Here is a 13,683-nt window from a genome sequence, read left to right as displayed (position 1 = left end):
AAGCTGCCAAACAGTATGCTAGGGCTGTTTTTATGGCTGAGCGTAACGGGAAACGCCCAGGCGCAGACTTCCACTGGCAAGCCGTTTCCTACTGTCACTATCCAAGTTGATCTCACGCAACCCAAAGGCCGCATGGACCCCGTGTGGGCCTGGTTTGGTTACGACGAACCCAACTACACCTACATGAAGGACGGCCAAAAGCTGCTCTCGGAGCTGGCTGCTCTCAGCCCGACGCCGGTGTACGTGCGGGTGCACAACCTACTTAACACCGGCGACGGCACGGCGGCTCTGAAATGGGGTTCGACCAACGCCTACACCGAAGATGCCAACGGCCGCCCGGTCTACAACTGGACCATCATCGATAAGATTTTCGACAGCTACATCAAGCGGGGCATGAAGCCGCTGGCGGAGATCGGGTTTATGCCGGAGGCGCTCTCGACCAAGCCCCAGCCCTACCAGCACCAGTGGGAGCCGGGCAAGCCCTACGAGGCCATTCATACCGGCTGGCGCTATCCGCCGAAAGACTACGAGAAGTTTGCCGAGCTGGTACGCCAATGGGTGCTGCATTCGGTGCAGCGTTACGGCAAAGCTGAGGTCGAAAGCTGGTACTGGGAGCTATGGAACGAACCCGATGCACCGTACTGGGGCGGCACGCCCGAGGAATACCAAAAGCTCTACGACTACTCCATGGGCGCCGTGCGCCGTGCGCTACCAACCGCCAAAGTGGGCGGTCCGCACATTACGGGGCCGGGCAATGCCAAGGCAGCGGCTTTTCTGAAAGCCTTCATGGAACACTGCCGCAGCGGCAAAAACTACGTCACGGGCCAGACCGGTTCGCCGCTCGATTTCATTGCGTTTCACGCCAAAGGCGCCCCACGCGTAGTCAACGGAGCAGTGCAAATGAACTTGGGTACGCAACTGCGTCAGATCTCGACGGGCTTCCAGATTGTGGCTTCCTATCCGGAGTTCAGTCGCTTGCCCATCATCATCGGCGAGTCGGACCCGGAAGGCTGCGCGGCTTGCGGCATGAAAACCAACCCCGAAAACGCCTACCGCAACGGCACGCTCTACGCCAGCTATACGGCCGCAGCGTTTGCGCGCAAATACGAACTAGCTGACTATCATAAAGTTAATTTCAAAGGCGCCGTTACGTGGGCTTTTGAGTTCGAGAACACGCCGTGGTTCTATGGCTTCCGCGATCTGGCTACCAACGGCGTCGATAAGCCGGTGCTGAACGTGTTTCGGATGTATGGCATGATGCGTGGCAACCGCGTGGCCGTGACCGGCAACATGGCCTACAACACGCTGGCCGTGCGCGACTCCAGCGTGCGCCGCGCTCCCGATGTGAACGCTCTGGCCGCCCGCGATACTACCGCTAACGCCGCTACCGTAATGGTCTGGAACTACCACGACGACAACCTGCCCGCGCCCGCTTCGCCGGTAGAAGTAGTCGTGCGAGGCCTCGGTGCAGCCAAAAGCGTGCAGGTAATCCAGTACCGCATCGACCAGACGCACAGCAACTCCTACACGGCGTGGCAGAAAATGGGCTCGCCCCAGCAGCCCACCGCCGCGCAAGTTGCCCAACTCGAAAAAGCGGGTCAGCTACAGCAGTTTGCCGCGCCGAGCAAGGCTACCGTCACCAAAGGAGAGGTGCGGCTGAAAACAGAGTTGCCGCGCCAAGCCGTGGCCTTGTACAAGCTGACGTGGTAACCCTAAGAATGCAGTTTTGAAGAGTATGAAACGTGTAAATAATCAACTGATAATGAAAAACTTACATGCCTTCCTGAGCGGTTGCTTGGTTCTCTTCAGCGTAAACGCTCAAGCCCAGGCCCAACTGGAAACTGGCTCGCAAAAGCCGATGCCCGCGCAGTGGATTGATAAGGATACCGGCCACAAAGTCGTGCGCCTAACCGATAAGGTAAGCGGCAACAACGCCAGCTTCTACTTTCACAACAATCCGTTTGTGAAGGGCGCTGCCGGTGCCGGCGATAAGATGGTGTTTTATCACACCGACGCGCAGGGAAAGCAGCTTTATGCCTTGAATCTGAAGACCTTACAGGCCGAGCCGCTGACGCGCCACTTCGCGCAGGTGAGCGGCGAGATTGTCGCGCCCAAGCACCGCGACGTGTATTACCAGACGCAGGATACGGTGTACGCCACCAACATCGACACCAAGAAAACGCGGCGCGTATTCGTGTTCCCCAAAGATTTCAAGGCCAGCATTACCTCGCTCAACGCCGACGAAACCCAGCTGGGTGGTGCGTGGTCGACAGATGCGGAGAAGGAGATTTCGAAGAAGTATCCGGAGAAGTCCGATTATTTCAACCGCATTTACGAGTCGAAGCTGCCGCGCACGCTCTTTACGGTGAACGTGCAGACGGCGAAGCTCGACAAGCTGTTTACCGACAGCGCCTGGCTCAACCACGTGCAGTTTTCGCCCACCGACCCCAACCTGCTCATGTTCTGCCACGAAGGCCCGTGGCACAAGGTGGATCGCATCTGGACGATCAATACCAAAACCAAAGCCGTGAAGCTCGTGCACAAGCGTACGATGGACATGGAAATCGCTGGGCATGAGTTCTTTAGCCCCGACGGCAAAACCATCTGGTTCGACAACCAGCTGCCGCGCGGCGCCACCTTCTACCTGACAGGCGCCAACTTACAAACCGGTCAGGAAAAGAAATACCAGATGACCCGCGACGAGTGGTCTATCCACTTTACCATCTCGCCCGATCAGAAGCTGTTTGCCGGCGACGGCGGCGATGCCGGCCAAGTCGCGAAGGCCCAGAACGGCACTTGGATCTACCTTTTTCACCCCGAAGGCGACAAGTTTCGCTCGGAAAAGCTGGTGAACATGAAGGCCCACGGCTACAAGCTGGAGCCCAACATTCACTTCTCACCCGATGGTAAGTGGCTGATTTTCAGAGCCAATTTTGAAGGCAGCGAACAAGTGTACGCCGTGGAGCTGGCTCCGGCTGCGAAGGGCAGTGTCGGGAAAGCAGGTAAATGAGTGTGTTTGGTAAGCGATTGATTAACTGATAGATACGGATCATGAGAAAAGGAGCTTTTGGAAGTGCGATGCGGTGGATGAGCTTGTTCTTCGCGCTGGCTGCTTTGCCGCTACAGGCCCAAAAACTGCCCAAGCAGAAGGACATTCTGAAGAAGATGACCTTGGCCAATGCCTACTTCATGAAGAAGTGGCCGGACCCCGGCAAGGAAATCGTGACCAACATCGCGCGGCCCAGCAACATCTGGACGCGGGGCGTGTACTACGAAGGCTTGATGGCGCTCTACAACACCGATAAGCAGCAGCGCTACTACGACTATGCCGTGGACTGGGGCCAGAAGCACAACTGGGGCCTGCGCAAAGGCATCACCGATCGCAACGCCGACGACCAGTGCGCCGGCCAGACCTACATTGATCTGTACCTGATCGACCCCAAGCCCGAGCGCATTCACGACATCAAGGCCAGCATCGACCTGATGGTGCAGAGCGACAAAATCGACGACTGGAACTGGATTGATGCCTTGCAGATGGCTATGCCGGTATATGCTCGCCTGGGCGTGCTGTATAAGGACAATGCCTACTTCGAGAAGATGTACCAGATCTACAACTACTCGAAAACGCAGCACGGTACCAACGGCCTCTACAACCCACAAGACCAGCTTTGGTGGCGCGATAAGGACTTTGTGCCGCCGTACAAAGAGCCCAACGGCGAAGATTGCTACTGGAGCCGCGGCAACGGTTGGGTAGTGGCGGCCATGGTGCGCGTACTCGACATTATGCCCAAAGACGCGCCGCACCGCGAAGAATACGAGCAGATGTACATGAGCATGATGAAGGCGCTGCCGCCCTTGCAACGTGCGGATGGCTACTGGAACGTGAGCCTGCACGACCCGACGCACTTCGGCGGCAAGGAGCTTTCGGGCACCGCATTGTTCGTTTACGGCATGACCTGGGGTATGAATAAGGGCCTGTTGGACAGCAAAGTATACAAGCCCATCGTGATCAAAGCCTGGAATGCCATGGCCAAAGAGTGCGTGCAGCGCGACGGTTCGTTGGCCTATGTGCAGGGCACCGGCAAAGAGCCCAAAGACGGCCAGCCCGTATCGCTCACTTCCCGCCCCGATTTTGAAGACTACGGCTTGGGCTGCTTCCTGCTGGCCGGCAGTGAGTTGTACAAGCTGAAATAGAACTAAAAATTAAAGACTAGTTCCCCTCTTCAGTTGAGGAGGGGAACTAGTCTTCTAGCTCCAACGCTAGTTCCTCCACGAATACTGAACGCCTCTCTGAACTATGAAAAAATCCACTTTCGCCCTTTCCCTTTTGTTAAGCCTTGCCACTGCCCAAACCTGGGCGCAGGCACCAAAATGGCCGGCCATCACGCAGCAAACCAAACCCTGGACGCGCTGGTGGTGGGAGGGAAGCGCCGTAAACCCCAAGGACCTCACCAACCTGCTGGAACAATACCAGAAAGCCGGGCTGGGCGGCGTGGAAATCACGACGATTTATGGTGTGCACGGGGCTGAAAGTCAATTCATTGATTTTCTATCGCCGAAGTGGATGGACATGCTCTCACACACGCTCACCGAGGCCGGCCGTTTGGGCATGGGCGTGGACATGGCACAGGCGTCGGGCTGGCCGTTTGGCGGGCCGTGGGTAACGCCAACTGACGCCTGCAAGTACGTGACCTACCAAACCTACTCGGTGAAGGGCGGCGAGCAACTGAAAGAGGCTGTGACCTTCATGCAGAAACCCATCGTGCGGGCTATCAATCACCAGGTCGATATCAAGACGCTGGTAGATCCGGTGGCCAAAAACAAGGATTTGCAGTCGCTGGCGCTCGATCAGGTGCGGTTTGAGAAGCCGTTGCCGCTCCAAACGCTCATGGCATATTCCGACAAGGGCGAAACGGTGGATTTGACCAGCAAAGTCGATGCGCAGGGCAAACTGAACTGGACGGCCCCGGCCGGCAACTGGACGCTGTACGCGCTGTTTCAGGGCTGGCACGGCAAGCAAGTGGAGCGCGCTGGCCCCGGCGGGGAAGGCGACGTGATCGACCACTTCTCCAAAACCGCCACCCAGCATTACCTCCAGCGTTTCGACGAAGCCTTTAAGGGCCACGACATCAAGCCGTTGCGGGCGTTTTTCAACGACTCGTACGAAGTAGACGACGCGCAGGGCGAGTCGAACTGGACGCCCCAAATGTTCGCGGAGTTCCAGAAGCGACGCGGCTACGACCTGCACAAGTATTTGCCGGCCTTATTTGGCAAAGACACCGACGACCGCAACCGCCGCGTGCTCTGCGATTACCGCGAAACCATCTCGGAATTGCTGCTTGAAAACTACACCCAAACCTGGAGTGACTGGGCCAAAACCCAAGGTGCGCTGATCCGCAATCAGGCCCATGGTTCGCCGGCCAATATCCTTGATCTGTACGCGGTTACGGACATTCCCGAGACGGAAGGCACCGATTTGCTGCGCATCAAATTCGCTTCTTCGGCGGCCAACGTCACGGGCAAAAAGCTGGCTTCGTCGGAGTCGGCGACGTGGGAAAACGAGCATTTCTTGTCCAAGCTCAGCGATATCAAAGTGGCGATGGATCGCTACCTGCTGGGCGGCGTCAACCATACGTTTTACCACGGCACCAACTATTCGCCGCAGGCGGCTGCTTGGCCAGGCTGGCTGTTTTACGCGGCTGTGCACTTCAATCCCAACAACACCTTCTGGACGGATTTTGGGAAGCTGAATACGTATGTGGCTCACTGTCAGTCATTTCTACAAGAAGGAAAGCCCAACAACGATGTGCTGGTATATCTGCCCATCTACGATTCCTTTTCCAACCCCAGCGGCAAGGTGCTCTTGCAACACTACGATGGCATCGAGCACGGCTTCAAGGGAATGCCCGTGGAAAATACCACCGAAGCGTTGCTGAAAAAGGGCTACGGCTTCGACTTTATCTCGGATAAGCAGCTGCAACGTGTCACGGGTGCCGGCGCGGCCCTGCACACTGGCGGCGTAACTTACCAAACGGTATTGCTGCCCGATGCGCGCCTTGTGCCGCTGCCTACGCTAGAGCGCGTGCTCACGCTGGCCCAAAACGGCGCGACCATTGTGGTGCAAAATCAGTTGCCTACTGACGTGCCCGGCCTCGGCAACCTCGACGCCCGCCGGGCCACGCTGAAGAAGCTGCTGGGCCAGCTGAAGTTTGCGGACGCCGGTAAGGGCGTGCAAAAAGCGGCCATTGGCAAAGGCAAAATCTTGGTGGGCAAAGACGTGGATCAGTTGCTAGCTGCCGCCGGTGTGAAGCGCGAAGCAATGGTCGATCAGGGAGTGCAGTATGTGCGCCGCAGTCACGCCAAAGGCCATTATTATTTCCTCGCTAACCACGGGGAGAAGGCGGTAGAAGGCTGGGTGAAGCTTCAAACCCCCGCCAAATCGGTGGCGCTTTACAACCCCATGACCGAGAAGTCCGGTATGGCTTCGGTGCGCAACGCGGGCAGCACGCCGGAAGTATACCTGCAACTCGCGCCGGGCGAATCGTGCATCCTGGAAACCAACGAAGCAGCCGTAACAGGCCCGGCTTACGCGTACCTAAAAACGGCCGGAACTCCGCAACCCGTGACGGGCACCTGGGACATCAATTTCGTGAAAGGGGGCCCCGAATTGCCCGCCAAAGTGCAGACCAAAGAACTCGGCTCCTGGACCAATTTGAGCGGCGACGCGGTGAAGAAGTTCTCCGGCACGGCCACGTATACCACGTCGTTCCCCATGCCGACCGGCTCGGGCGAAGGCTGGATTCTGAACCTTGGGAAAGTAGCCGAAAGTGCTCGGGTGCAGGTAAATGGCCAAGATGTTGGGACGCTGATTGGCCCTGTCTATCAGGTATTTATCCCGAAGAGCCAACTTAAGGCGACCAATACGCTAACCGTGAGCGTGTCCAATGCCATGGCCAACCGTATTGCCGACATGGACAAGAATCACGTCGAGTGGAAGAAGTTCTACAACGTGAATATTGCCGCCCGCCTTCCCGAAAATCGCGATGCCAATGGCGTATTTACCGCCGAGAAATGGGCCCCGCGCGAATCTGGCCTGATTGGGCCCGTTACCCTGACCCCGGCCACTACGGGTGCGCAAGTACAGTAAGGCCCTATTTGTTCTGAAACGAAACCCTGACAAGCTTTTTCGCTGCTGCATGAAGCAAATGACTTCTTTACGCATCTTGTTGACGGCCAGTATATTGGCCTCAACAACTGCGGCTTTCGCCAACGTTACCTTGCCCGCGCTCATCACCGACAACATGGTGTTGCAGCAAAAAGCCAACGCGGCACTTTGGGGGTGGGCCGATCCGGGTGAGGCGATTACAGTGAGTGCGAGTTGGGCCAAGACTCCGGTGAAAGCGGTCGCCGATGCGCAGGGCAACTGGCTCGTGCGCGTGCCCACAACCAAAGCGGGTGGTCCGTACACACTGACCATTCAGGGTAAGAACACACTGAAAATCAGCAATGTATTGCTAGGGGAAGTGTGGCTCTGCTCAGGGCAGTCGAACATGGCGTTTCCGGTGACGAAGCGGCCCAACAGCGGCTCGTACACGGGCATCATCAACGCGGAGGAGGTAATCCCGAAGGCGAATTACCCGACCATCCGCATGTTTACGGTGCAGACAAAGACGGGCGACACACCCCAGAGCGATGTGCAGGGCAATTGGGTGGCATGCAGCCCCCAGACGGTGGGCGACTTTTCGGCGGTCGCGTATTTCTTCGCCAAAGAAGTGCAGGAGAAGACCCACTTCCCGATTGGGTTGATCCATTCGTCGTGGGGCGGCACGCCCGCCGAGTCGTGGACGCGCAAAGAGGTGCTCGAGCAAGACCCTGATTTGCAGCCTATTCTGGCCCGCTACGAACGCGGGCTGACGACGATTGAGCAAGACCGCGAAACCTACAAGGCGCAGCTTGCTGCATATCAACAAGAGAAAGCCGCCAACCCCAACACGCCGCGCATGCCACCGCGCGAGCCCGTCGGACCGACCAGCAACAAGTCGCCCTACAAGCTCTACAACGCCATGATCCACCCGCTGGTGCCGTACACGCTAAAAGGCGTGATCTGGTACCAGGGCGAGAGCAACGTCGATCGGGCCTATCAGTATCGCAAGCTGTTCCCGGCCATGATTGCGAGCTGGCGCGCCGATTGGAAGCAGCCCGACCTGCCGTTCTACTTTGTACAGATCGCGCCGCACCGCACCGGCAACCCCGAATTGCGTGAGGCGCAACTCCTGACCATGCAGACGGTGCCGCGCACCGGCATGGCCGTGATCACCGATTGGGGCGATTCGCTGGACATTCACCCGCGCAATAAGGAAGTAGTCGGGCACCGGCTCGCGCTGTGGGCCTTGGCGAAAGAATACGGCTCGAAAAACCTCGTCTATTCCGGGCCGATTTACCACGACATGAAAGTGGAAAACGGCAAAGTGCGCCTCAACTTCGAGTACGTTGACGGGGGCTTGGTAGCCCAAGGCGGCCCGCTGCGGCAGTTTGCCATCGCCGGTCCCGACAGCGTATTTGTGCCCGCGCAGGCCAAAATTGAAGGAAAATCGGTGGTGGTCTGGAGTGACCAAGTGAAGCAGCCAGTAGCCGTCCGCTTTGCGTGGCGCGAAGTGCCCAAACCCAACTTCTTCAACGCCGCCGGCCTCCCTGCCACGCCTTTCCGCACGGACAAATGGCGGACTTCGACGCAAGGGAAATTATAGCGCAGAGCCCCTGCCAGAAAACTTAGATCAATTTCCTTCTTCAGCTGAGGAAGGAAATTGATTTTATAAATAATTGACAATCAACTACTTGTAAATATGGAAGAGATCGCTTTCACCATGAAACTCAAACCCGGTGTGGAAGCCGAGTACAAGCGTCGGCACGATGAAATCTGGCCGGAGCTGTCGCAGGTGCTGCACAACGCCGGCATCCGCGACTATTCCATTTACCTCGACCGCGCCAGCGGAACGCTGTTTGCGGTACAGAAGCGCACCGAGGGCCACTTAGCCGACAGCTTGCCAGCGTTGCCGATCATGCAAAAATGGTGGGCGTACATGGCCGATCTGATGGAAACGAACCCTGACAACTCACCCGTGGTAGTGAACCTGGAGCGCGTCTTTCACGCGGATTGAAATACCCGCCGGATCGAAAAGCGATCCGTATTTCTGTTGAGCTCGATATAAAGCTCAATAGCAGGAGGGTACGGGAGGGTCTTGCGCTTGAGAGAAAGCAAGTTTGTATACCGTCCCAGTGTCCTTTTCCGGCAACCGGAATCGCACGGGCTGCTCCTTTCCTGCAAGCGATGCCTCGTATGAAATTGCTGCTTTCTCTGCTCTCTTTATTCGCGCTGTGGGCAACCTTGGCGTTCCGACCGGCTGCTGATGCGCCGGAATGGGTGAAGCAAGCAGGCGCGATGGCTTTCCCAACGGGCAAAACCACGTTCGCTGCGGCTAAGTATGGCGCCAAAGGCGACGGTACGACGCTCAATACCAAAGCTTTACAGGCTGCTATTGATGCGGCCGCCAAAAAAGGTGGTATCGTAACGCTGGCTCCCGGACGCTACCTCACTGGCTCCATCTTCCTGAAAAAAGGGGTTACGCTACAAGTGGATAAAGGCGTAGAACTGATTGGTAGTCAGGATATTAAGGATTACCCCGAGATCCCGACCCGCGTAGCCGGCATTGAGATGCCGTGGCCCGCCGCCCTGATCAATATTCTGGACCAGGAAAACGTGGCTGTCACCGGCCAAGGCACCATCGATGGCCAAGGCAAGGTTTTTTGGGACAGTTACTGGGCCTTGCGGAAAGACTACGAGAAGAAGGGTCTGCGCTGGATTGTCGATTACGACGCCAAACGCCCGCGCACACTGCTCGTTGCCAACTCCTCAAATGTTACTCTAAAAGGCGTTACGCTCCAGCGCGCAGGCTTCTGGACGGTGCACATTCTGTACTCCAAAAACGTTACGGCCGATGGTTTGGTCATCCGCAACAACATCGGCGGCCACGGTCCCAGCACCGACGGCATCGACATTGATTCGAGCGGCTACGTGCTGGTACAAAACTGCGATATCGACTGCAACGACGACAATTTCTGCCTGAAATCGGGCCGCGATTATGATGGTCTGCGCGTAAATCGCCCCACGGAGTACATCGTTATTCGCGACTGCATCGCCGGGGCTGGTGGTGGCTTGCTTACCTGCGGCAGCGAAACCTCGGGCGGCATTCGCCACGTGTGGGCGCACAATCTGAAGGCCAAAGGCACGTCTGCGGGCCTCCGCATCAAATCGGCGCTTACGCGTGGCGGCACTGTCGAAGACATCACCTTCGAGGACGTGCAGATGGAAGGCGTTGGGACTGCCGTTGAGATCGGCATGAACTGGAACCCGAGCTACAGCTACTCCACGCTGCCCGCCGGCTACACCCCCGAAACCATTCCGGCGCACTGGAAAACGATGCTGATGAAGGTAGAGCCCGCGCGTGGACTGCCGCATTACCGCGACGTGAAAGTGGCTCGCTTGAAGGTGACCAACGCCAAACAAGCCATCATCGCCGAAGGATTACCCAACTCTTCTCTGGAGAATTTTCACTTCGAAGACCTAGACATTACGGCCAGCAAAGCAGGCGGCATCAACTACGCCAAAGACTGGACGATGAAAAACGTGGACGTAAAGCCCGAAAACCGCGAACCGGTGGCCGTGCAAAACAGCTCCAACATGACTTTTTAGCGGGTGGGGACTTTGCTAAAATGCGGAGAAGCTGCTTCACTATTGAAGCAGCTTCTTTTTTGTTCGAAGTAAAATGGCTAGAGTTAGTACTAGTTCCCCTCCTCAGCTGAGGAGGGGAACTAGTACTAACTCTAATAAACCAATACCACCAAACTGCGTGCGCCGTGGGCGCCGATGACTAGGGACTGCTCAATATCAGCTGTTTTGGAAGGGCCCGCGACGAAAACGCCGTAACCACCTGCCGATGGAAGCTGCGCATACGCCTCGTGCATGGTAGCCACAAGGTTGCGCTGGTCCAGCACCAGTACCAAATGCTGCGTGATGAAGGGCAGCGCCCGGTTCAGCATGTTTTGCTCGGGCAGCCAGATAGCGCCATTTTCCGCCACGCCAATTTCTCCTTGCAACACGGCCAAGTCAACGGCTTCGAGTATGTCGGTGGGCGTTTGCGTGTCAACCGCTACGGTGGCCTTCACCAACGTGGAAGCGCATTGGTAGGTAGCTGGAAACAGCTGCAAAAGAGCGGATTCTAAGTGTTCCGGGCCGGCAACCTGGACTACTTCTCCGCCAATGCTGCGGAGCACTTCCGTGAAGCGCTCTAAGGAGGCTTCGCCGCTGTATATGGGCACCGTGGGTAGCGGAACTTCCTCGGGCTGATTGGCCCGAACGGCTGCTAAAATGCTTTCGCGGGACGTGCTCATGCCTTGCCGTTGGAGTTTTGCTGCTCATACCATTCGCGAAAGCTTTGCTTGGGCGGCGCGGGCATTTCGCGGGCTTTGGCCCACGGGTTCAAAGCTTTGGCGTGCGTAAAGCCGTGCGGCAACAACCGCAGCGATTCACGCGCTACCTTGCCGCCCCAGCCGTACACGCCGGGGCTCGACAACACGCGACTCAGGAGCTTCATGCTCCACTTTTTGGAGGCCGGCAATTCGTTATTCTCCCCAATGACTTGGCGCCACTTATAGAGCTGGGTGTGAATGTCAATCTTGACGGGGCAAACATCTGTGCATGAGCCACATAGCGTCGAGGCAAAAGGCAGCGACTTGTGTTTGTGCATGTCGATGTTCGGCGACAGAATCGCGCCGATCGGCCCCGGAATCGTGAAGTCGTAGCTGTGGCCGCCGCTGCGCCGGTACACGGGGCAGGTATTCATGCAGGCACCGCAGCGAATGCACTTCAGCGACGCCCGAAAGTCGGGGCGGCCGAGTTGCTTGGTGCGCCCATTGTCGACGATGACAATGTGCATCTCCTTGCCCGGCCCTGGCTTGGTGTAGTGCGAGGTGTAGGTAGTCACCGGCTGGCCGGTAGCGCTGCGGGCCAGCAGGCGCGTAAACACGCCCAAATCTGTGAGGCGCGGAATGAGCTTCTCGATGCCCATGCAGGCGATGTGCACTTTGGCGAGCGTCACACCCAAGTCGGCGTTGCCTTCGTTGGTGCACACTACCACACTGCCTGTTTCGGCCACGGCAAAGTTGACGCCCGAAATGGCTACTTGTCCCGACACGAACTTGGTGCGCAGGTGCAGGCGGGCTGCTTCGGTGAGGGTTTGCGGATCTTTTTCGCCTTTGAGAGTGCCCAGATGCAGGTGAAATGTTTCGCCCACATCTTCTTTTTTCAGGTGGATAGCCGGTAGCACCACGTGGCTGGGCGGCTCGTTGCGAAACTGAATAATGCGTTCGCCTAGGTCGGTGTCAACTACCTGAATACCATGCTGTAGCAAATACGGGTTCAGGTGGCATTCTTCCGTCAGCATCGACTTGCTTTTGACGATGCGTTCTGCCCCGTGCTTCCGCAGAATGTTCAGCACAATGGCGTTGTGTTCTTCGGCGTTGGCGGCCCAATGTACTTGCACGCCATTGGCGCGGGCCGCTTCTTCAAACTGCGTCAGGTAGGTGTGTAAGCGGCTGAGCGTGTGGTTTTTAATCTGAGAAGCCAACTCGCGCAACTCCTGAAATTCGGGAATGGCATAGATCGAGCGGTCGCGCTTTTGGCGCACAAACCACAGGGTTTCGTCGTGCCAGGTGGTGCGCTCCGCGTCCTTGACGAATTGCTCCGCCAACTCAGGATGGCTATGGTTCATACAGGGTTTCCATTAAGTAATTCGGCGGCGTGCATCACCTTGATGCCGAGCTGGCGGCGGCGCACAATGCCTTCCAAGTGCATCAGGCACGACATGTCGCCGCCGGTGAGTACCTGGGTGCCGTTGCGTACGTGGTCCTGCACCCGGTCCTGGCCCATGCGGGCCGAAACGGCTTCTTCGGCCACGCAGAACGTGCCGCCGAAGCCACAGCATTCGTCGTTGCGGTCCAGCTCCGTTAGCTCAATGCCTTGCAGCGACGACAAAAGCCGCCGAAGCTGCCCATCGCGCACCGGCGTTATTTCCGATTCGTTGGCCTGGTGCAGGCCCCGCTGACCGTGGCAGCTTAGGTGCAAACCCACTTTGTGCGGAAACGAGCCCGGAATTTCGGTCACGCCGAGTACGGTGGTGATGAAATCCACTAACTCCAGCGTGTTTGTGCGAACGTGCTGAACCTCTGTGGTTTGGTCGATGATGTCGAAGTGCTTCCGGACGTGGTACACGCAGCTGCCCGCCGGCGCTACTACGTAGTCGTAATCGCGAAACGTCTTGACGAAATGCTGGTACACCGGAACCGCGTCGCGTTCGCACCCACTGTTGGCCATCGGTTGGCCGCAGCAGGTTTGCTGCATCGGAAAATCAGCTTTTACGCCTAGTTTCTCCAGCAGCTGCAGCGACGCTACGCCGACCTGCGGGTAAAATTGGTCCACGTAACACGGGACGAATAAGGCTACTTTCATAATGTGTTAATGAGGCTTCAAGCCTTCAGGGGCCTCAGCGCCGGGAGAGGCGTTCTAGTAAGAATACTAGGAAAGAAGACTAAACCTTACGTCGGTCATGCTGAGCTTGCCGAAGTATC

The 13,683-nt window shown here is 57.3% G+C and carries 10 protein-coding genes; 7 read left to right on the top strand and 3 right to left on the bottom strand.

Annotated elements, in window-relative coordinates; translation table 11 throughout:
- Nucleotides 1-15: 15 nt before the first annotated feature.
- From FHG12_RS04690 to FHG12_RS04660, 7 genes are all read left to right on the top strand, one after another.
- Entirely contained in the window at nt 16-1,710 is a 1,695-nt protein-coding gene (locus tag FHG12_RS04690) for a GH39 family glycosyl hydrolase (RefSeq protein WP_139514624.1), read from the top strand.
- Between the two features lie 52 nt (nt 1,711-1,762).
- The gene (locus FHG12_RS04685; protein WP_139514623.1) at nt 1,763-3,010 is read left to right on the top strand and encodes an oligogalacturonate lyase family protein; all 1,248 of its coding nucleotides are present in this window, start codon (nt 1,763-1,765) and stop codon (nt 3,008-3,010) included.
- A gap of 68 nt (nt 3,011-3,078) precedes the next feature.
- Nucleotides 3,079-4,194, top strand: coding sequence for a glycoside hydrolase family 88/105 protein (locus FHG12_RS04680; protein WP_222940409.1), 1,116 nt, complete (start codon nt 3,079-3,081; stop codon nt 4,192-4,194).
- A 103-nt stretch (nt 4,195-4,297) separates the two neighbouring features.
- Nucleotides 4,298-7,147 (top strand): glycosyl hydrolase, encoded by a 2,850-nt coding sequence (locus tag FHG12_RS04675; protein ID WP_139514621.1) that lies wholly within the window; start codon nt 4,298-4,300, stop codon nt 7,145-7,147.
- A gap of 49 nt (nt 7,148-7,196) precedes the next feature.
- Nucleotides 7,197-8,747: a sialate O-acetylesterase gene (locus FHG12_RS04670; protein ID WP_139514620.1), complete on the top strand. Its 1,551-nt coding sequence runs from the start codon at nt 7,197-7,199 to the stop codon at nt 8,745-8,747.
- Between the two features lie 96 nt (nt 8,748-8,843).
- The gene (rhaM, locus tag FHG12_RS04665; RefSeq protein WP_139514619.1) at nt 8,844-9,158 is read left to right on the top strand and encodes an L-rhamnose mutarotase; all 315 of its coding nucleotides are present in this window, start codon (nt 8,844-8,846) and stop codon (nt 9,156-9,158) included.
- A gap of 179 nt (nt 9,159-9,337) precedes the next feature.
- Nucleotides 9,338-10,750 carry a glycoside hydrolase family 28 protein gene (locus FHG12_RS04660; protein WP_139514618.1) on the top strand — a complete coding sequence of 471 codons (1,413 nt, stop codon included), beginning with the start codon at nt 9,338-9,340 and terminating at the stop codon, nt 10,748-10,750.
- Between the two features lie 131 nt (nt 10,751-10,881).
- Here FHG12_RS04660 and FHG12_RS04655 read toward each other — a convergent pair whose 3' ends face one another.
- Genes FHG12_RS04655 through FHG12_RS04645 form a run of 3 tightly spaced genes read right to left on the bottom strand, consistent with a single transcriptional unit; the run spans nt 10,882 to nt 13,564 of the window.
- Nucleotides 10,882-11,448 carry a LutC/YkgG family protein gene (locus FHG12_RS04655; RefSeq protein WP_139514617.1) on the bottom strand — a complete coding sequence of 189 codons (567 nt, stop codon included), beginning with the start codon at nt 11,446-11,448 and terminating at the stop codon, nt 10,882-10,884.
- Nucleotides 11,445-12,827, bottom strand: a complete 1,383-nt coding sequence (locus FHG12_RS04650) for a lactate utilization protein B (RefSeq protein ID WP_139514616.1) — start codon at nt 12,825-12,827, stop codon at nt 11,445-11,447. Before FHG12_RS04650 ends, FHG12_RS04655 begins: the two co-directional genes overlap by 4 nt.
- A complete protein-coding gene (locus tag FHG12_RS04645; RefSeq protein ID WP_139514615.1) occupies nt 12,824-13,564 on the bottom strand; it encodes a (Fe-S)-binding protein in 741 nt (246 codons plus the stop codon). Before FHG12_RS04645 ends, FHG12_RS04650 begins: the two co-directional genes overlap by 4 nt.
- Nucleotides 13,565-13,683: the final 119 nt, after the last annotated feature.

The sequence above is a fragment of the Hymenobacter jejuensis genome (assembly GCF_006337165.1).
GTDB classification, from domain to species: domain Bacteria; phylum Bacteroidota; class Bacteroidia; order Cytophagales; family Hymenobacteraceae; genus Hymenobacter; species Hymenobacter jejuensis.
The sequence above is the reverse complement of the archived record's forward strand: the minus strand, read 5'-3'. Positions and strand labels throughout refer to the sequence as shown.